The organism is Bacillus sp. FSL K6-0042 (assembly GCF_038006685.1).
Taxonomy (GTDB): domain Bacteria; phylum Bacillota; class Bacilli; order Bacillales; family Bacillaceae_G; genus Bacillus_A; species Bacillus_A pseudomycoides.
Genome location: NZ_JBBOVS010000001.1, coordinates 2,025,916 through 2,046,100, shown reverse-complemented (window position 1 = coordinate 2,046,100; position 20,185 = coordinate 2,025,916). Strand labels below are relative to the sequence as shown.

The following is a 20,185-nucleotide window of genomic DNA, read 5'->3' as shown; positions in this document are numbered from 1 at the left end:
AGGGAAGTTTCATTTTATTATGAAGTAAAATTTGTACTAGTAATGCTTTGTTTTATGAGGGATACCAAAAATTAGAAAAATAGAATTTCAAAAAATATTGTACATTCTATTTTAAATATGCTATGATTATCTCAGTTGAATAACTAAATCAAGCAATCCATATATTATCAAGTGCTGAAAACGAACGAGAAAAAGTATGTGAGAACTGTTTTATGTTTCGTATTTGATAATGTGTGGATTCTTTTTTTATGTATGCAGACTAAAAAAACTTATATTTTCTTAGGAGGAAATAATTATGACAGTAACAGGACAAGTAAAATGGTTTAACAATGAAAAAGGTTTCGGTTTCATCGAAGTTCCAGGCGGAAACGATGTATTCGTTCACTTCTCTGCAATCACAACTGAAGGTTTCAAATCTTTAGAAGAAGGCGAAAAAGTTAGCTTCGAAATCGAAGATGGCAACCGCGGACCTCAAGCTAAAAACGTTGTAAAACTATAATTTTATAGTACGTGATAAAAAAGGATGGCATATGCCATCCTTTTTTTTGTTGAGAATTTTGTAATCATCTTTCCATTCGAGTTTGAGCGTAGCAAAAAAACTTCCTTTACAATTAAGCCGACGATTGTAAAACATCTACCGAAAAAATAATAAACAATACAAATGGATATATTTAATATTAGAATAACTTTTTATATTACGATCTTTAATATTGAACATGTACCTTTCATGTAAATATTAAATGAAAAAACAAGTGAATCTATTTTCTATTAGTAGACAGTAATACTTCTACTTCAAAATTGTACAGAAAGTAAAGGGTTTAGATGAGAAGTAAATTATTCGTAAAGGACTGATTGATAAGGATTTCTGTCAGTAAGTGCGGAAAGCTGTTTATTATTGAACTACCCCCACCTTCACTTCATTTAGAGGAGGGGGTCTTCTCGGTTAAAATGATAAAAGTTTTATTTTTCCCGTAAGAGAGATACGTAAATGGGTGTGGAAATATATAGGGAATAGGTAATTTTGTACAAGTTTATTGAATCATATATGTGAAATGAGATTTTGTTATGTTACAAATATTTCAAAAAAGAAAATTTCTGTTTTTATATAACAATATATCTTTTTCCTGTAGAGAAATATGGAGATTTTATATAGATATTTATATGAAGGAATATTATGAATTTTTAAAGTTTTATAAGAAAATGTAAAATATTTGAAAATATTAACTATTTTGGGTTTTGGATGGTACAATTATCCATGCAGCTGCTGTTATGGATTGTAAGAAAAAATAATGAAGGAGCGAATGTAAGATGGGTGAACAAGTAGAACGCTACGTTGAAAACTATGTCGTAAACAAGAACACTATGGCCTTACTTCCAGTTATTTTAGGAGAAAAACGTATTGTAACGCGAGTGGTTGAGGTAGAAGACTCTTTTTTCATGTTTCAAAAGCCGCTTGATATTGTCGAACGAAGTTGCCGCAAGCACGGATCTAGTTTTTTAGGTAGAAAAGACGGTACAAAAGAGTTAACACGTATTACGCACAAAGCACCCATTGCGATTAGCCCGACAGATCAACTTTACTTTTTTCCTACGTATTCTTATTCTAGAAAGGAATGTGCCTGGTTGTCTCACTTCCATATTGAAAACAATAAAGAATTAGCAGATGGTAACTTAATCATTCGATTTATCAATGGCCTCGCAGTGAAATTAGAAATATCAAAGAGTAGTTTCGAGAATCAGCAAAATCGAACCGCAAAACTTCGGACAGAGTATGAGGAGCGTAAAGATAAACAAAGGGGGCTTCATTTTAAGCAAGTCGATAAGGAATATATATCTACATTGAAGCCTGCGTATGAAAAAGCATATCTTGTGAAAGAAGAAGACGAAAAGGAATGATAATTGATAGGTGGAAAGGATGGGACAACCATCCATGGTCATGAAGTTAACAAAAATAAACCAGATGTTTTTCAGCATCTGGTTTATTTTTGTTAGATATAGGTATGAGAAGTAAAATGTTGATTCAAACCATCAGAAGAAAGGGAAACACCAGTTGTCTCAATCCGCTTATGAGCCACTTCAAGAGTTTCAGTAAGTGAGGGTTCTTTTTTTTTAATGTTTTATGCTTAATGAGATAATTACTGTAAGAGTTATTTTTTAAACTACTCACCACTTAACGGACTGTTTGAAGTGGGAGATAAAATTCAGATTTTAGTTGAATATGAAATATATCAAGTATATTATCTTTTCCTTCTTTGTTAATTTCGATATATTTTAATGTTTAAATGTTTTTTGTTGAAATAGCCTCTTTGTATTACATATTAATTAACGATAAGTGGTGTTATATTAACTTCCAAATAAGTGTCGAATTTATCAGAAAATTGTATATATTTGTCTTGTTATACCTTATGTTTAGTGTTAAACTCATAATCACAAAGAGAGAGTAGTTGCAAATATCCTCCTTTAAAATAAAAAGACTGAAAATTCAGCTTTATTATTTTTCATTTGATTGACGTGTATGTTTACTACTCTTTCTTTTATATATATTCAGCATTAAAAATTGATATTTCGGTACAGATAGGAGGGACTATAAAATAGGAGGTCTATCTCAAAATTGGTATTTATCCATGTTGGAACAACTGTTAGGTTTCTTTAATTACAAAATTGGTTACAAAAGTTACAAAAACTATTTTTATTGTTGAAATAGCCCTAATATTACGAGTGAGAGCATGAAAAATGCCTTTAAGAGGGAGGTGAAGGGTTCTGGTAAATAAAATTGTGAATCATTAAAAAGGTGCTATCAAATTTGGACATAATGATGTTATGAATCTAATACTAACGGAAAGTAGTATAAATAAACCAATAGCACTTAAATGAAAACATTATTAATCAGAAATTTATGCTCACAATAAGATGGCATATATGATACAATTTAAGATTTTGAGATTTGATAGGAATGGTGAGAGAATATAATTTTCCTAGTTGTAATACTATCACGATATATTAGGAATGTAAATATTAAAATTAATAGATTTAGTGTTACATTAGAAAAAATGAAGATGTATGGAGAGTAGAAGAATCATTTATAGAGATCTATTTTCAAGCTTTTAAGCTTATAACAGTCGAAAGAGAAAAATACCATCAGCCTATTGAGTCATTGTCATAGCATATTCATATTAGAAGCCATCTAAATATAATTGATAGGAGAATGATATGGTAAAAAGAGTAACTTCGATTTTTTCAATTCTAATGCTTTTTATGTTTACAATAGGTCAAAGTTTGATGCCTATAATAGCAAATGCACAAGAGTTAAATACAACAGGATTTGTGGATAGTTTTACGATTGATAAAACAAAACTAAGTTACGGCGAACAGGCTAAAATAAATGTAACTTTTAGTGATAAATCTGGAAATAGGATGAAGTCTGGAGACACACTAACATTAACGCTGCCCCCAGAATTAAAAGGATTCAAGGGAGCGATTCCATTAAATGATGAGCAAGGTAAGAATTTTGGTACTTGTCAAGTAAATGCAGGTAATGTGGTATGTACATTTAATGATATGGTTGAGAAACTCCACAATATTAAAGGGCATTTTAATTTTACAGTTCAAGCTACTAATGTAGGAACGGATCAAACGAAAGATGTTGAAACAAATTTAGGCACAACTTTAGATAAGCAAACTGTAACGATTACCGGTCCAACCAGTGGTGGTGGTACAGGCTCTAAACCGTTTTTCTATAAAACTGGTGATATTCAACCAGATAACCCGGATGAAGTGCGTTGGTTCTTGAGTATAAACTTAAACAAAGAATATTTAAGTAGAGATATTGTTGTGTCTGACAGTTTGCAGGAAGGTCAAACACTTAATAAAGATAGTTTTCGAATAACAGTTAATGATAGAGAGTCTTTATCAATTAAACAATTTGAAGATCAACGTTATGGATATGTTCAGTTTAATGACGACGGTCATTCATTTAAAGTCGTGATTAATTGGAATATGGGAAGTGCTAGGTCTTTTACCGTTTTTTATACAAGTACTATAACGGAAAGCGGAAAGAGCCAAGAATCTTTTAAGAATGATTATAAGATTGATTATCAAATTCTATACAAACAACCGGTTTCTGAGTCGGGTAGTGCCACAGTCGCAAATATAACATCTGGTGGTGGTGCTCAAGGTGATTTACCTCCTAAAGGAACATTAAGAATTGTTAAGCACCTTGGAACGGATGAAGACAAAGTAATACCGAATGTCTCGTTTAAGTTGTATAAAGAGTCAGGTGAACAAGTTGGAGATGTATATGTAACGGATGAAAAAGGAATAATTGAAATTCCTAATTTACAATCAGGTAAATATTATGTGCAAGAGGTTTCAGCTCCAGAGTATATTGATTTCAATCCTCAGGAAAAAGTAAGTTTTGAAGTTAAATCAGGTGCTGTAAATGGAGTTAAGTTGCCGATTTCGAATAAAGTGAAAACTACATTCATTACAGGAACAAAAATATGGAAAGGCGATAATGCGAAAGAACGTCCGAAAACAATCAAAGTAGACTTACTACAAGATGGTCAGGTCATCGCAACGCAAGAAGTAAGCGAAGCAACAGGCTGGAAGTATGAATTCAAAGATTTAGTGGCATACAATGCAGATGGCAAAGGATATAAGTATGAAGTAAAAGAACAACCAGTAGATGGATATCAAACAGAAGTCAAAGGTTATGACATTATAAATACAAAAGTGGTACAAATAACAAAAGTAGAAGGAACAAAAACGTGGAAAGACGATAATGCGAAAGATCGTCCGAAAACGATACAAGTAGACTTACTTCAAAACGGTCAAAAGGTTGATACGAAAGAAGTAAGTGAAGCAAGTGGCTGGAAGTATGAATTTAAAGATTTAGCAGCCTACGATGCGAATGGCGCTGCCTACAAATATGAAGTGAAAGAACAACCAGTAGATGGATATCAAACAGAAGTCAAAGGTTATGACATCACGAATACAAAGGTTGGCCAAACAAAAGTAGAAGGAACGAAGACGTGGAAAGACGATAATGCGAAAGATCGTCCGAAAACGATACAAGTAGACTTACTTCAAAATGGCCAAGTCATTGCGACACAAGAAGTAACAGAAGCAACAGGGTGGAAATATACATTTAAAGATTTAGCAGCCTACGATGCGAATGGCGCTGCCTACAAATATGAAGTGAAAGAACAACCAGTAGATGGATATCAAACAGAAGTCAAAGGTTATGACATCACGAATACAAAGGTTGGCCAAACAAAAGTAGAAGGAACGAAGACGTGGAAAGACGATAATGCGAAAGATCGTCCGAAAACGATTCAAGTAGACTTACTTCAAAACGGTCAAAAGGTTGATACGAAAGAAGTAAGTGAAGCAACAGGGTGGAAATATACATTTGCAGATTTACCAGCTTATGATGCAGACGGCAAAGCCTACAAGTATGAAGTAAAAGAACAACCAGTAGATGGATATCAAACAGAAGTCAAAGGTTATGACATCACGAATACAAAAGTAGGAAAGACAAAAGTAGAAGGAACGAAGACGTGGAAAGACGACAATGCAACAGATCGTCCGAAAACAATCAAAGTAGACTTACTACAAAATGGCCAAGTCATTGCGACGCAGGAAGTAACAGAAGCAAGTGGCTGGAAGTATGAATTTAAAGATTTAGCAGCCTACGATGCGAATGGCGCTGCCTACAAATATGAAGTGAAAGAACAACCAGTAGATGGATATCAAACAGAAGTCAAAGGTTATGACATCACGAATACAAAGGTAGGTCAAACAAAAGTAGGAGGAACGAAGACGTGGAAAGACGATAATGCGAAAGATCGTCCGAAAACGATTCAAGTAGACTTACTACAAAATGGCCAAGTCATTGCGACACAAGAAGTAAGTGAAGCAACAGGGTGGAAATATACATTTAAAGATTTAGCAGCATACGATGCAGACGGAAAAGCCTACAAGTATGAAGTGAAAGAACAACCAGTAGATGGATATCAAACAGAAGTCAAAGGTTATGACATCACGAATACAAAGGTTGGCCAAACAAAAGTAGAAGGAACGAAGACATGGAAAGACGATAACGCGAAAGAACGTCCGAAAACAATCAAAGTAGACTTACTACAAAATGGCCAAGTCATTGCGACACAAGAAGTAAGTGAAGCAAGTGGCTGGAAGTATGAATTTAAAGATTTAGCAGCATACGATGCAGACGGAAAAGCCTACAAGTATGAAGTGAAAGAACAACCAGTAGATGGATATCAAACAGAAGTGAATGGTTATGACATCACGAATACAAAGGTAGGTCAAACAAAAGTAGGAGGAACGAAGACGTGGAAAGACGATAATGCGAAAGATCGTCCGAAAACGATTCAAGTAGACTTACTACAAAATGGCCAAGTCATTGCGACACAAGAAGTAAGTGAAGCAAGTGGCTGGAAGTATGAATTTAAAGATTTAGCAGCCTACGATGCGAATGGCGCTGCCTACAAATATGAAGTAAAAGAACAACCAGTAGATGGATATCAAACAGAAGTCAAAGGTTATGACATCACGAATACAAAAGTAGGAAAGACAAAAGTAGAAGGAACGAAGACGTGGAAAGACGACAATGCAACAGATCGTCCGAAAACAATTCAAGTAGACTTACTTCAAAACGGTCAAAAGGTTGATACGAAAGAAGTAAGTGAAGCAACAGGGTGGAAATATACATTTGCAGATTTAGCAGCTTATGATGCAGACGGAAAAGCCTACAAGTATGAAGTAAAAGAACAAGCGGTAGATGGATATCAAACAGAAGTCAAAGGTTATGACATCACGAATACAAAAATCAAGGACGAACCAGGTGTAGATCCAGACAAAGATCCAAACAAAGATCCAAACAAAGATCCAAACAAAGATCCAGACAAAGATCCAGACAAAGATCCAAACAAAGATCCAAACAAAGATCCAAATACACATACAAACACAAACATAAATAGCGATTCAAAAGTTCCACCTACTAAAGAAAATGATAAGACGACAGCATTACTTCCTAAAACAGGTGGAACACCAACGGAAATGATTTCAATTATTGGAGGTATGGTATTGTTCGTTTTAGGTGGATTCCTATTCGCTCGTCAACGAATGAGATAATAAAAAACTGGTTCTGGTGCAAGAAATCTATCAGACTTGGACATGCTGATCTTAGTAACTTAGAAAGGCTGGAGATTATGTATATCAAAGTCAAATGATTTCAAATAGAAACTATCAAGGTATTATCTTGTTAATAGTAAGTGACTTAGTGAAGATAATAGGAGAACATAGATTATCTAATGCGTATACAACGATTATAAACTGGGTTCATCAGTATGAATCAGAATTAAATAATCCATATGAAAGTAACAGGGTAATGGATGTATTTATCCCGATTGTTGAGGGCTTTCCATCAGTGGGAGATGAAGCCCTCAACCGGTGGAAGTTTCACTTTATAGCGTGCCGTTGATTCGGAAGGAAATATAACTGATTTTTACTTAGGAAAAACAAGAGATCATAAGGCCGCAAAGCGCTTTTTCAAGAAAGCTTTGCGGTCTTTTCATATTTCAAATTCGTATGTTATCACTCTAGACAAGTATCTGGCCTATCTATGTGCAGAGTCGAAGAAAGAGAAAAAGATACCAGCAGGCATTACGAAAAGACAGGTGAAATATCTAAATCACAATGTAGAACAAAATTATCGTTGTATTAGGAAACTGTTTAAAGTGTTCATCTTATTTTCGGAATAATTAATTTTTAGAGAATTATAATAATATATTAAATAAAAAGGAGATAGGTTAAATAATGAGATATACACTTAAAGACCTTATAAATATAAACGAGTTCAAGAACATAACAGAACAATTTTATAATTTAACTAAAGTTCCATACTGTCTCCTCGATAATAATCAAAATGTTATATTTTCCAAAGGCGAACCTTTCTATAGTACAAAAGAAAAGGGAACGGGTGTTGGGCTTATGATTAGTTATCAAATTAGTGAAAGTCATGGTGGAAAAATAAACATAAGAAGCCAAGTAGGGAAAGGAACCACTGTTATAGTATTTTTGCCCATTTATAATAATACGGTTGTTGATTTTAGTTGAAAACTGGATTGATAATTTACAATATGAAGGAAGATAAAGGACGTTTTTGGGGGATATAAATTTATCCCGCTATTTGCGAGCATTAAGACTCCCACCTCAAGATTTCGAGAGAAGCGAAGAAGATAGGTGGGAGATAACTGCCCGTAAATACCCGATTGGTGAGGGCTAATAATCAGTGGAGGGTGAAGAAAACTCCACTGATTAAAGTTGCACTTTATTTATCAATATGTAACATCCTGTCAAATAATGATAGATTATCACGCAATAATAATGAAGGATTTTTACATAAAACTATGGAACTTTAATAGATATATCTCCATATGTCGTATCTACCATTTCCTCTTTCCAATAAGCGATGATAAAGTAGGGATAGGAATATAGCAAAGGGGTAAATTGTAGAATGGATTTTCAAACAATCAAAGAGTATTTTTCAGCAGAAAATATGGACCAGATTGTAGAGAGTTATCGGGCACTTGGACCACTCCTTGGTATTGGCTTGCCGATGGTAGAGGCGCTTATCCCGGCACTGCCACTTATTTTGTTTGTGATGGCAAATGCAGTTGCCTTCGGGTTTTGGTTTGGTTTTTTGTATTCATGGCTTGGATCGGTTCTCGGTGCATTAATTGTATTTTCAGTTATTCGTCGTTTTGGACGAAGTCGATTCTTCTCGTTTGTGAATAAACATCCGAAAGTGCGTAAAGCGATGGGATGGATTGAGCGAAAAGGATTCGCACCTATTTTTATATTATTTTGTTTTCCTTTTACGCCGTCTGCACTTATTAATGTTGTGGCTGGTTTATCACGTATTAGTATAAGGCAGTTTGTGTTAGCGTTAGCGCTTGGAAAGTTAGTCATGATTCTTATTTTAAGTTATATTGGGCATGATTTAACTTCTTTTATCCATAAGCCTGTGAAAACAATTATTGTCATAGGTGTCATTTTTATTTTATGGTATGTCGGTAAGAAGATTGAGGTAAAGCTAGAACTACATTAAGACTAGTCTTCGCTATAATTAGGGCTCCAGTATAGAAAAGGGTGAGGGGAGAGACAGATGAAGCGAGCTTTGAAAAAAGAAGGCCTAGAGTGGATGAGAACAATCTTTATAGGTGTGCTATTAGCTGTTTTCTTTCGAACGTTTTTCTTCTCAACGTATGTTGTAGAGGGGAAGTCAATGATGCCGACACTTCAAGATGGAAATATGCTTGTTGTGAATAAGGTTAGCTATCAAGTTGGGGAGTTGAACCGATTTGATGTTGTCGTGTTTCATGCGAATAAAAAGGAAGACTATGTAAAGCGAATTATCGGTTTACCAGGTGATCGGATTGAATATAAGCATGACAAATTGTATATAAACGGTCAATTTATTGATGAGCCTTATTTGGAAACATATAAGAGGCAAGCGGAAGGCCGGCAGTTGACAGGTGATTTTACGTTAGAAGAATTAACGAGAGAAAAGGCTGTTCCGAAGGGGTATATTTTTGTGATTGGTGATAATCGTCTCGGCAGTTGGGATAGCAGGCATTTTGGATTTGTAAAAGCAGATACTGTTGTCGGGAAAGTGGATTTACGCTATTGGCCGATTCATGAAGTGCAAACGAATTTTTCAAAAGGATAATGAAATGATTTATCCCGCTATTTGCGGGCAGTAGGTTCCCCACCCTCAAGATTCTAAGGAAATCAAAGAAGCTAGGTGGGGGATAAACTGCCCGTAAAAACATGATTGGTGAGGGCTGATTAAAGTTTCACTTTACAGCTTATAGGGAAGGAAAAGACAAGCAGCCTCTGTTTGTCTTTTTTCCTGTCCTATAATACAATGATGACAGCAAACTAACGTTCGTTATGTAAGTGAAAGGTGGGGATTACATGTCGCTTCGATTTGTGATTGGACGAGCTGGAAGTGGAAAAAGTACATTTTGTTTACATGAAGTGCAAGAAGAATTAGGGCAGCGTCCAAGAGGCGAAACAATTTTATATCTTGTACCGGAACAAATGACGTTCCAAACGCAGCAAGCTTTAATAGGTAATGAAGGAGTTAGCGCCTCCATCAGGGCGCAAGTTTTTAGTTTTTCAAGGTTAGCGTGGAAGGTCTTGCAAGAAGTTGGTGGTGCAAGCCGCCTTCATATTGATGAGGCTGGCGTGCATATGTTACTACGTAAAATTGTAGAAGCGCGTAAAGAAGGATTGTATGTGTTTCAAAAAGCAGCAGAACAAAATGGCTTTTTTGAACATTTAGGCAGCATGATTGCCGAGTTTAAACGTTATAATGTAACGCCATCGAATGTATATGAGATGTGGCAACAGTTAGATGCTCATAGTAGCGGTGATGAGCAAAAATTATTAGCAAATAAAATGTACGACCTTCAGCTTTTATATGATGATTTTGAACGGGCTTTAATTGGTAAATATTTAGATTCAGAAGATTATTTACAGTTGCTTGTAGAAAAGCTTCCGGATTCTGATTATGTAAAAGGCGCAGAAATTTATATAGACGGATTTCATTCATTTTCACCTGGGGAATTAGAGATTATTAGACAGCTCATGATTTGCGGAGCAAGAATAACAATTACGTTAACAGTAGATGAAAAAACATTATCGCAGCCAACAAGTGAACTAGATTTGTTTTATCAAACAGTACTTACGTATGAAAAGGTAAAACAACTGGCACGTGAGGAGAAAATCGCAGTTGAAAGTACAATTTCAATGAGAGAACAGCCACGTTTTCTTTCGCCAGCATTGGCACATCTAGAAGCTGAGTTTGAATCTCGTCCGTCTAAGAAGTTCCAAAGTGAACCAGACATTACATTATATACAGCGGCAAACTTGCGAGCGGAAGTTGAAGGTGTAGCTAGGGAAATTCGCAGACTTGTTGCGGAAGAGAAGTATCGCTACAGAGATATTACGGTTCTTCTTCGTAATGGAGAAAGCTATTATGATGTAATGAAAACATTGTTTACTGATTACGATATTCCGCACTTTATCGATGAAAAGCGTCCAATGTCACATCATCCATTGATTGAATGCATTCGTTCTGCACTAGAAGTCATTAGTGGGAATTGGCGTTATGATGCTATTTTTCGCTGTATAAAAACGGAATTATTATATCCGTTGGATATGAGAAAAGAATCAATGCGCGAAGAAATGGATGAGTTTGAAAATTACTGTTTAGCATATGGCGTACAAGGAAAGAGATGGACGGCAGATGAGCCGTGGACGTATCGTCGTTATCGTTCGCTAGATGGAGTAAACGGAATGCAAACAGATAGCGAACGTGAAATGGAAGAGAAAATAAACCGCCTTCGTGATGTGGTAAGGACACCAATTATTCGTTTGCAGAAGCGTTTAAAACGTGCAAGTTCAGTTGTACAAATGTGTGAAGCGGTTTATTTGTTTTTAGAAGAATTAGATGTTCCTAAAAAACTGGAAGATTTGCGTATGCGTGCTGAGGCAGAAGGGGATTTTCTATTTGCAAGTGACCATGATCAAGTTTGGGAAGAAGTAATGAATCTTCTTGATACATTTGTAGAAATGCTTGGTGAGGAAAAGATGTCTCGTTCAATGTTTATCGATGTAATGACAACGGGACTTGAGGCACTTCAATTTGCAAATATCCCGCCTTCTTTAGATCAAGTGCTCATTGCGAACATTGATCGTTCAAGGTTATCGGATATTCGCGCGGCTTTTGTGATTGGTGCGAATGAAGGAATCATTCCGGCAGCTCCTTCAGATGAAGGGATGTTATCGGATGAAGAAAGGGAATTTCTCGTTACGGCTGGTGTAGAATTAGCACCAACAACAAGGCAGACGTTATTAGAAGAGCAATTTGTTATTTATCAAACAGTAACTCGTGCATCTGAGAAGTTGTATATTTCTTGTCCCCTTGCGGATGAAGAAGGAAAGACGCTACTTTCATCTAGCTTTATTAAGAAAGTGAAAAGAATGTTTCCTTCTGTTAAAGAAGTATTTGTAACGAATGATGTGAATGATTTATCTCGTCAGGTACAAATTTCGTATGTAGCAACGCCAGAGGTTACCTTGTCATATGTAACGCAGCAATTACAAAATTGGAAACGATATGGTTTTGAAGGGAACCTTGATTTTTGGTGGGATGTTTACAACTTCTATGTTACATCGCCCGAGTGGAAGCAAAAAAGTAGTCGTGTACTATCTAGTTTATTTTATCGAAACCGTGCGCAGAAGCTTAGCTCGGTTGTAAGTAGAGATCTATACGGAGATAAAATTAAAGGAAGCGTCTCTCGCATGGAATTATTTAATCGATGCGCATATGCTCATTTTGCGCAGCATGGATTATCGCTGAGAGAGCGTGATATTTTCAAGTTAGATGCACCGGATATCGGCGAATTATTCCATGCAGCATTAAAGAAAATTGCAGACAAGTTACTTAGGGAAAATCGTACTTGGGCTGATTTATCGATAAAAGAGTGTGAGCATCTTTCTGCCGTAGTAATTGAAGAAATCGCACCGTTATTACAAAGACAAATTTTATTAAGTTCTAATCGGAATTATTATTTGAAACAAAAGTTACAGCAAATCATTTTCCGTACGTCACTTATCCTTCGTGAACATGCGAAGTCCAGTGGATTTGTGCCAGTTGATTTAGAGGTTCCATTTGGTATGGGCGGGACAGGCTCACTTCCGCCGATGGAGTTTTCGTTGCCGAACGGTGTGAAAATGGAAGTTGTTGGCCGGATTGACCGTGTAGATAAAGCGGAAGACGAAAATGGTACCTTCCTTCGCATTATTGATTATAAATCGAGCACAAAAGCTTTAGATTTAACAGAAGTATATTATGGGTTAGCACTTCAAATGTTAACGTATTTAGACGTTGTTATTTCAAATGCGAATACGTGGATGAAAAAAGATGGAACGGCATCACCTGCTGGCGTTTTATATTTCCATATCCATAATCCGATTGTGGAGATGAAGGGCGACGCTTCAGAAGAAGAGATTGAAAAGGAAATTTTAAAGAAATTTAAAATGAAAGGTCTCGTACTAGGAGATGCGGATGTTGTTCGATTGATGGATAACAAGCTTTCAACGGGAAGTTCAGACATTATTTCTGCAGGTCTGAAAAAAGATGGTAGCTTTAGTGCGCGTTCTAGTATTGCAAGTGAGCAAGAATTTACAACTTTACAGCAATATGTACATCATACATTTGAAAACATCGGGAAAGACATTACAGAAGGTGTTATTGATATCGCACCGTATAAAATGGGGAAAAAAGCAGCTTGTACATTCTGTAATTTCCGTTCTGTTTGTCAATTTGATGAATCACTTGAAGACAATCAGTTTCGTACGTTGAAAGATATGAAAGATAGTGAAGCGATGGAGAAAATGAGAGAGGAGGTTGGCGGAGAATGATAGAGAATTGGCCAAAGAAACCTGAAGGTAGTCAATGGACAGATGATCAATGGAAGGCAGTTGTCCGAGATGGCCGTGATATTTTAGTAGCGGCGGCAGCGGGATCGGGAAAGACAGCTGTACTTGTAGAAAGAATTATTCGCAAAATTATTAATGCCGAGAATCCAGTAGATGTGGATCGCTTGCTTGTCGTAACGTTTACAAATGCAGCGGCACAAGAGATGAAAAACAGAATTGGTGAAGCGTTAGAAAAAGTATTAATTGATGAGCCAGGATCAGGGCATGTTCGGAAACAGCTCAGCTTATTAAATAAAGCATCAATTTCAACCATTCACTCGTTCTGTTTACAAGTGATTCGAACGTATTATTATATGCTCGATGTTGATCCCCGTTTTCGCATTGCTAACCAGACAGAAAATGAATTATTAAAAGAAGAAGTATTAGATGACATATTAGAAGAGGAATATGGAATCGAAGGAAATGACATTTTCTTTGAACTAGTTGACCGATATACGAGCGATCGTAGTGATGATGACCTGCAGCGTATGATTTTAGCGCTTCATACGGAATCGAGGGCGCATCCAGATCCAGAGAAGTGGCTAGATAAGCTTGTCGAAGCATATGATGTGGAAGGGAAATCAATTGAAGACTTAACGTATGCAACTTATTTATTAGAAGATGTGAAGTTTCAGCTGGAAACTGCTGAAAAGCATATTCGGAAAGCAATTGAGTTAGCTATGCTTTCGGATGGGCCAGCGCCTCGCATGGAGACATTACAAGCGGACCTTGTGTTACTCGGGACGTTATCTAGTGCAGCACATCAGTCTTGGGCAAGTGTATATGAAGCGATGCAAAATGTTTCGTGGCAGACGTTAAAGCGTATTAAAAAGAGTGATTATAATGAAGAGATTGTCAAACAAGTAGATTCACTTAGAAATAAAGCGAAAGATGAGGTGAAGAAGCTACAAGAAGAGTTGTTTAGCCGGAAACCAGAAAGCTTTTTACGTGATTTCAAGGATATGCACCCTGTACTAGAAAAGCTTGTTCAGATTGTAAAAGTATTTACTGAACGTTTTCAAACGATAAAGCGTGATAAAGGAATGGTTGATTTCACAGATTTAGAGCATTTTTGCTTACAAATTTTAAGTGAATGTACGAACGATGGCGAGCTTCGTCCATCACCAGTTGCGCTTCAATATCGGAATAAATTTGCCGAAGTACTTGTCGATGAATATCAAGATACGAACTTTGTGCAGGAGTCAATTATTAAGTTTGTAACGAAAGACTCTGAACAAGAAGGTAATCTGTTTATGGTCGGCGACGTAAAACAGTCGATATACCGATTCCGATTAGCAGAGCCTGGCTTATTTCTAGGAAAGTATAAACGTTTTACACCTGAAGGAATAGACGGCGGGATGAAGATTGATTTAGCCAAAAACTTCCGCAGTCGTCATGAAGTACTAGCAGGTACGAACTTTATTTTTAAACAAATTATGGGCGAAACTGTCGGGGAAATCGATTACGATGCTGATGCTGAACTAAAGTTAGGTGCGAGCTACCCAGAAGGAGAAGATGTAGCAGCCGAACTGTTATGTATTCATCAGTCTGAGGAAGAAGAATCGGTAGAGGGAGAAGACGGTGTAGAAGTAGAAAAAGCACAGCTTGAAGCACGTTTAATGGCGCAGCGAATTAAAGCGATGGTTGATTCAGGTTATGAAGTATATGATCGTAAAACAGATAGCATGCGCCCTGTGAAATACCGTGACTTTGTCATTTTACTTCGTTCGATGCCGTGGGCTCCGCAAATTATGGAAGAGTTAAAATTACAAGGCATTCCTGTTTACGCTGAGCTCGCGACAGGTTATTTTGAAGCGACAGAAGTGACCGTTATGATGAATGTGTTTCGGGTAATTGATAATCCGATGCAAGATATTCCGCTTGCTGCTGTGCTTCGTTCCCCGATTGTTGGGTTAAATGATGAAGAGCTTGCGATGTTACGTGCTCATGAGAAAAAAGGCTCGTTTTATGAAGTGATGCGTTCCTTTTTACAAGGCGCGCCGCTTGAAGAAGAGGCAGAATTACATGGGAAATTACAATGGTTCTATAATCTCTTGCAAGGATGGCGTGAATTTGCGCGCCAGCAGTCTCTTTCTGATTTAATTTGGAAAGTATATCGTGAGACAGGTTATTATGATTTCGTTGGTGGTCTTCCAGCGGGAAAACAGCGTCAAGCTAACTTACGCGTACTATACGATCGCGCAAGGCAGTACGAAGCAACATCTTTCCGCGGGTTATTCCGTTTCCTTCGCTTTATTGAACGTATTTTAGAGCGCGGGGATGATATGGGAACAGCGAGAGCGCTTAGTGAACAAGAAGATGTGGTTCGAATTATGACGATTCATAAAAGTAAAGGGTTAGAGTTCCCAGTTGTATTTGTAGCGGGGCTTGGGCGCCGTTTTAATACACAAGATTTAATGAAACGATTCTTATTACACAAAGATTTCGGTTTTGGATCACAGTTTATTGATCCTCGTAAACGAATTAAATATACAACGTTATCACAACTAGCCATTAAACGTAAAATGAAGATGGAACTAATTGCGGAAGAGATGCGCGTATTATATGTTGCTCTAACGCGTGCAAAAGAAAAATTGATTTTAATTGGTACGGTGAAAGATAAAGAAAAAGAGATTGAAAAGTGGCTTGACCCACGTGAGCATACAGATTGGTTGTTACCGGGTTACGTTCGTGCAGGAGCATCTTGTTACTTAGATTGGATTGCACCGTCACTATATAGACATCGTGATAGCGAAATGCTTCTTGAACTTGGACAAGGAAATATACCAAATGAAATTTATGAATACGATGCGAGCTGGAAAGTGGAAGTGATTGATGGTAGCACTTTACTTGCACCGGAACCAGTACAAGAAGAAAAGCAAGAATTGTTAGAAGCGCTTCGTGAGAAAAAACCTGTTCCTCTAGAAAGTGAACGAAAAGAAGAGGTGTATGCTCGTTTAACTTGGGAATATGCGTATGAAGGTGCAACAGCGCATCGGGCGAAGCAGTCTGTTACTGAGATAAAGCGGAATTATCAATCGGAAGATGGAAGTGATAATGCCTTTATTAAAAAACTTCGTACTCCTATAAAAACGCGTCCTCGTTTTATGGAGAAAAAGGGGTTAACTTATGCTGAACGGGGAACAGCTGTTCACGCCGTAATGCAACATGTTAATTTACAAAAACCGATCACGCTTGAAACCGTTCAAGAGCAAATTGCGGAAATGGTAAATAAAGAATTACTAACATTTGAGCAAGCAGAAGAAATTGCGATTGATCGAATTGTAGCGTTTTTTGATACGGATCTTGGTAAGCGTGTGTTAGCTGCGAAAAGTGTAGAACGTGAAGTGCCGTTTACGATGATGCTTTCAGCGGAAGAAGCGTATCAAGATTGGCAAAATCAGAGCAGAGAATCTGTACTTGTCCAAGGAGTTATTGATTGTATGATAGAAGAGGAAGACGGAGTTGTATTAATTGATTTTAAAACAGATACAATTGAAGGAAAGTTCCCAGGTGGATTCGACCAAGCAAAGCCGATTTTAGAAGAACGTTATAAAGTACAGCTTTCATTATATGCGAAAGCGTTAGAGAAAAGTTTACATCATCCAGTGAAAGAAAAGTGCTTATATTTCTTTGATGGAAATCACATAGTACATGTTGATTAACAAAGTGAGTGAAACATACATCAAAGTATAAATGTGAAACAGAGGAAAGATGTAACTTTAGGAAGGGAGTATGTAAAATGGTTACTTCCAAAAAAAGTTTAAGAACTTGCAACAATGGACACCAATATTATAAAAGTAGCAATTGCTCTTCTTGCCCGATCTGTGAGAAAGAACGAAAACCAGAGAGTGGATTTCTTTCACTTCTCTCGGCACCAGCAAGAAGAGCATTGGAACACAATGAAATAACTTCTTTGCAGCAGCTCTCAAAATGTAGTGAGAAAGAGATTTTACAACTGCACGGTATGGGGCCAGCATCTTTACCTAAACTTAGAACTGCTTTGAAGGAAAGTGGGTTATCATTCAAAGGTTAAACAATAAGAATGATTACACTTATTGAAGCGCGAACAAGAAAATCAAAAGAACGAAAAAAGTAGGAGACAATTCTCCTACTTTTTTTAAGCCGTTCCAATTTGATCTTGATCCGCAACATCTGAATCGAATGTATTTGTTGCGCTGACACCGTTAAATGTATTAACAACAAAAGCAACATTTGATGCTCCTGAACCGTTATATGCCTTTGTATTTTCCTTAGGAGAGACATTATAGAAGTCACCTAAGTTAAAAGAGCCATTACTATTTTGAACAACGAGGTTTCCAACGACAGAGGGCATGTTATTCACCTACCTAAACACTTTTCTTTAACATTACTATATGATTTATTTGTTCAAAGGTTCATCTGTGATATATTGGCGGATTTGGAGAATACGTGAATTATTAAATGCGTAGTCAACGGAGCCAATTTGAAAGCAAGCAGAATTTAATAAGGACCGAATCGTAACATCACCTACTTCAATAAAGGGACATTCATTTATAATATTCATTTTGACATCGGTTGATCGGGTGGGAATTGTGATTTCATCATCTGTAAAGATTTCATAAGCCTCTAATTTTCCTTCGCCTTTTAAATAGTAAGGAATTTCACGGTGTACAATAAGCGCTCGGCTTTTTAATTCCATCTGTTTTGCGTCGCCAACTTGAAAAACACCAGAAATCCCCATAGAGATAATATTGGATTGATGAACAACTGAAATGTGCTGAAGCATAAAGCTCCCTCCTTAACCTGGAGTAGTAGGCGCGGCAATTACGAGAGGTACAAATGGACCTTCAGTCATTGATTCAAAAGGCGTATCGAGAATAGAAGAGAGAATGAGGAGGTTTGCATCACCGATTAAAAAAAGTGCAGATGAAGATACCCCGTTCATTTTAATCTGACCAACTTTCATTTCACAATTAACCACGTTAAAGTTCATGTAAACTTACTCCTTTCGAAAATTATTCGGTATGTGCTGAATAAAGGAAAGGAATGCTTTATCAATATCTTGTTTCATAGCTTGAATAATTACGTCTTTCATATATTCGGGGTTTGATGTAATGTCCTCATACGGCTGTACTTGTGATAAATAGTAAGGAAGGCGATGCTCCATTTGTTTTTTTATATCGTCAATCATCATTTGTCGATACATATCATCGAGCGGCGTCCGCTGTTCTTGTTCAAAATGAAGAATTCTGCTATATGCTTCTTCATCTAAATAGCGATGCATCTCTTGAATAATGCCTTGATAAAAATCGGGAGTTGTTTGTGTTTCTGGATTTACTTTTAATGTTTCTGTATCTACTTCAAAATCTTCAATTTGTTGCCCTTTAGTTGCGAATGGATTTAAGCCGATATTTAACGTACCATTTAAGTTTTCTACTTTTAATTGATCGAATTTATATTCTACTTTTCCTATAGAAGAGGAGGGCCGGCCTTTTAGTTCATCAAGCTCTTCTTTTAATGTCCGTACTTGCTCTTCTAATGCATGGATTGTTTCTTGCTGTTTTTGAAGAACTTGTTGAAATTGTTGTAGGTAAATGTATACATCTTGATTCACTGTGTGAAACCTCCTTTTCAATAGGGAGGGACATATGCTTGCTCTATATGTTTATGACATAAAGAGCTTAAGAAGAACTCATCATGGTTTAATAGAAATAATTTGTCCTTTCGATTTCAAGGGGCGAAGCGGCGCTGTAAATCCACCGGTATTGGAAAATTTAGATAGTGCCTTAATGCTGCCGGCACTTCCAATTTGAAAAACAGATGATGTTGTAATGCTCTCGATTCTTATCTTGTTAATGATAATACTTTGCTGTACATAAAAGTTCACTTATCATTCGCCTCCTTTAGTTTGATCCAATTATAGCTTGATCGATTATGTCTGTATCATTGACTGTTGTCGTATTTTGATAATTGTATACTGAAATATTTTCACCAACATTAAAAGAACCAGCTCCTGCAAAAGCACGTGAGTAACTAATCGGTCTAATTGCAAATACATCTCCAACATGAAAAATACCACTTGATCCAATGTTAACGATATGAATATGTCCAACCATCGCTGGCATAGCAAACACCTTTCATAAATAAAATTTTTATTGCTGTTATTATGCGTGTTCAATATTAAAAAATAAAGGATCGTAAAAAAATCCTTTTCTATTATTGTATGGGCGTGTTCATTAAAATGTGTCTTTTTTCAAATAAAAGACACACACTTCATTGTATGTGTTCGTCTATAGTATAAGTTGAGGTGAAATCTACTTTCAAAAGCCAAACAACATTTAAGAGCCTGTCCAGTTCTTGGCTACAATCCACTGTTTTTTGAGAAGTTATTCCGTAGCGTTCAGCAAAATACATCATTTTCTCACGTTTTTTTTCAATCGCTTGCTCAAACATAGAATCGGCTCCATCTCTTTATAAATTTTAAGTATATATGTAGTACATATTATACAAAAGTTCCATAAAAAAGAAATAGCTTCGATAAAAAAAGTAAAAATTCTACATTTTATTCCAAAATAACATCGGACAGTGTAAAAAATGAAGAATCTTGTAAAAATTAAAATGTATTGGCAGG

General features: G+C 36.5%; 16 protein-coding genes and 1 pseudogene. 10 read left to right on the top strand and 7 right to left on the bottom strand.

Going from position 1 to position 20,185, the window contains the following annotated elements; all coding sequences use genetic code 11:
* Positions 1-295: 295 nt before the first annotated feature.
* The 10 genes and pseudogenes from MHH45_RS10590 to MHH45_RS10545 all read left to right on the top strand — a co-directional run bounded on the left by MHH45_RS10590 (position 296) and on the right by MHH45_RS10545 (position 17,608).
* Entirely contained in the window at positions 296-499 is a 204-nt protein-coding gene (locus MHH45_RS10590) for a cold-shock protein (protein ID WP_003195857.1), read from the top strand.
* 809 nt (positions 500-1,308) lie between these two features.
* On the top strand, positions 1,309-1,896 hold the full coding sequence (locus MHH45_RS10585) for a competence protein ComK (RefSeq protein WP_088094105.1): 588 nt from the start codon (positions 1,309-1,311) through the stop codon (positions 1,894-1,896).
* A 1,314-nt stretch (positions 1,897-3,210) separates the two neighbouring features.
* A complete protein-coding gene (locus MHH45_RS10580; RefSeq protein ID WP_340862334.1) occupies positions 3,211-7,152 on the top strand; it encodes a Cna B-type domain-containing protein in 3,942 nt (1,313 codons plus the stop codon).
* Between the two features lie 338 nt (positions 7,153-7,490).
* Positions 7,491-7,748: pseudogene (locus MHH45_RS10575) on the top strand (DDE-type integrase/transposase/recombinase); the annotation flags it as partial.
* 88 nt (positions 7,749-7,836) lie between these two features.
* Positions 7,837-8,136: an ATP-binding protein gene (locus tag MHH45_RS28050; protein ID WP_016132583.1), complete on the top strand. Its 300-nt coding sequence runs from the start codon at positions 7,837-7,839 to the stop codon at positions 8,134-8,136.
* Positions 8,137-8,536: 400 nt separating this feature from the next.
* Positions 8,537-9,130 carry a TVP38/TMEM64 family protein gene (locus MHH45_RS10565; RefSeq protein ID WP_016113735.1) on the top strand — a complete coding sequence of 198 codons (594 nt, stop codon included), beginning with the start codon at positions 8,537-8,539 and terminating at the stop codon, positions 9,128-9,130.
* Positions 9,131-9,187: 57 nt separating this feature from the next.
* Positions 9,188-9,751: a signal peptidase I gene (lepB, locus tag MHH45_RS10560; protein ID WP_016132584.1), complete on the top strand. Its 564-nt coding sequence runs from the start codon at positions 9,188-9,190 to the stop codon at positions 9,749-9,751.
* A 248-nt stretch (positions 9,752-9,999) separates the two neighbouring features.
* Entirely contained in the window at positions 10,000-13,515 is a 3,516-nt protein-coding gene (gene addB, locus MHH45_RS10555) for a helicase-exonuclease AddAB subunit AddB (protein WP_088094157.1), read from the top strand.
* Positions 13,512-17,237, top strand: a complete 3,726-nt coding sequence (addA, locus tag MHH45_RS10550; RefSeq protein ID WP_088094158.1) for a helicase-exonuclease AddAB subunit AddA — start codon at positions 13,512-13,514, stop codon at positions 17,235-17,237. Before addB ends, addA begins: the two co-directional genes overlap by 4 nt.
* Before the next feature lie 77 nt (positions 17,238-17,314).
* Positions 17,315-17,608: an RNA polymerase alpha subunit C-terminal domain-containing protein gene (locus MHH45_RS10545; protein ID WP_016131238.1), complete on the top strand. Its 294-nt coding sequence runs from the start codon at positions 17,315-17,317 to the stop codon at positions 17,606-17,608.
* A gap of 84 nt (positions 17,609-17,692) precedes the next feature.
* Here the strand turns inward: MHH45_RS10545 and gerPF are convergent, their stop codons facing one another.
* The 7 genes from gerPF to MHH45_RS10510 form a co-directional block, all read right to left on the bottom strand.
* On the bottom strand, positions 17,693-17,908 hold the full coding sequence (gene gerPF, locus MHH45_RS10540; protein WP_003195867.1) for a spore germination protein GerPF: 216 nt from the start codon (positions 17,906-17,908) through the stop codon (positions 17,693-17,695).
* Positions 17,909-17,953: 45 nt separating this feature from the next.
* The gene (locus MHH45_RS10535; protein WP_016131239.1) at positions 17,954-18,340 is read right to left on the bottom strand and encodes a spore germination protein GerPE; all 387 of its coding nucleotides are present in this window, start codon (positions 18,338-18,340) and stop codon (positions 17,954-17,956) included.
* Positions 18,341-18,352: 12 nt separating this feature from the next.
* Positions 18,353-18,547 (bottom strand): hypothetical protein, encoded by a 195-nt coding sequence (locus MHH45_RS10530; protein WP_016113740.1) that lies wholly within the window; start codon positions 18,545-18,547, stop codon positions 18,353-18,355.
* Between the two features lie 6 nt (positions 18,548-18,553).
* On the bottom strand, positions 18,554-19,168 hold the full coding sequence (locus MHH45_RS10525) for a spore germination protein GerPC (RefSeq protein WP_016113741.1): 615 nt from the start codon (positions 19,166-19,168) through the stop codon (positions 18,554-18,556).
* 81 nt (positions 19,169-19,249) lie between these two features.
* Positions 19,250-19,441 (bottom strand): spore germination protein GerPB, encoded by a 192-nt coding sequence (locus MHH45_RS10520; protein ID WP_016113742.1) that lies wholly within the window; start codon positions 19,439-19,441, stop codon positions 19,250-19,252.
* A gap of 16 nt (positions 19,442-19,457) precedes the next feature.
* A complete protein-coding gene (locus MHH45_RS10515; protein WP_016113743.1) occupies positions 19,458-19,679 on the bottom strand; it encodes a spore germination protein in 222 nt (73 codons plus the stop codon).
* A 148-nt stretch (positions 19,680-19,827) separates the two neighbouring features.
* The gene (locus MHH45_RS10510; RefSeq protein WP_016113744.1) at positions 19,828-20,007 is read right to left on the bottom strand and encodes an aspartyl-phosphate phosphatase Spo0E family protein; all 180 of its coding nucleotides are present in this window, start codon (positions 20,005-20,007) and stop codon (positions 19,828-19,830) included.
* Positions 20,008-20,185: the final 178 nt, after the last annotated feature.

Excerpts from the sequence above, each read along its gene's own strand:
- lepB (WP_016132584.1), top strand. The coding sequence starts at position 9,188 with ATGAAGCGAGCTTTGAAAAAAGAAGGCCTAGAGTGGATGAGAACAATC.
- MHH45_RS10590 (WP_003195857.1), top strand. The coding sequence starts at position 296 with ATGACAGTAACAGGACAAGTAAAATGGTTTAACAATGAAAAAGGTTTC.
- MHH45_RS10585 (WP_088094105.1), top strand. The coding sequence starts at position 1,309 with ATGGGTGAACAAGTAGAACGCTACGTTGAAAACTATGTCGTAAACAAG.
- MHH45_RS10535 (WP_016131239.1), bottom strand. The coding sequence starts at position 18,340 with ATGCTTCAGCACATTTCAGTTGTTCATCAATCCAATATTATCTCTATG.
- MHH45_RS28050 (WP_016132583.1), top strand. The coding sequence starts at position 7,837 with ATGAGATATACACTTAAAGACCTTATAAATATAAACGAGTTCAAGAAC.
- MHH45_RS10530 (WP_016113740.1), bottom strand. The coding sequence starts at position 18,547 with ATGAACTTTAACGTGGTTAATTGTGAAATGAAAGTTGGTCAGATTAAA.
- MHH45_RS10510 (WP_016113744.1), bottom strand. The coding sequence starts at position 20,007 with ATGTTTGAGCAAGCGATTGAAAAAAAACGTGAGAAAATGATGTATTTT.
- MHH45_RS10565 (WP_016113735.1), top strand. The coding sequence starts at position 8,537 with ATGGATTTTCAAACAATCAAAGAGTATTTTTCAGCAGAAAATATGGAC.
- MHH45_RS10515 (WP_016113743.1), bottom strand. The coding sequence starts at position 19,679 with ATGCCAGCGATGGTTGGACATATTCATATCGTTAACATTGGATCAAGT.
- MHH45_RS10545 (WP_016131238.1), top strand. The coding sequence starts at position 17,315 with ATGGTTACTTCCAAAAAAAGTTTAAGAACTTGCAACAATGGACACCAA.
- gerPF (WP_003195867.1), bottom strand. The coding sequence starts at position 17,908 with ATGCCCTCTGTCGTTGGAAACCTCGTTGTTCAAAATAGTAATGGCTCT.
- addA (WP_088094158.1), top strand. The coding sequence starts at position 13,512 with ATGATAGAGAATTGGCCAAAGAAACCTGAAGGTAGTCAATGGACAGAT.
- addB (WP_088094157.1), top strand. The coding sequence starts at position 10,000 with ATGTCGCTTCGATTTGTGATTGGACGAGCTGGAAGTGGAAAAAGTACA.
- MHH45_RS10580 (WP_340862334.1), top strand. The coding sequence starts at position 3,211 with ATGGTAAAAAGAGTAACTTCGATTTTTTCAATTCTAATGCTTTTTATG.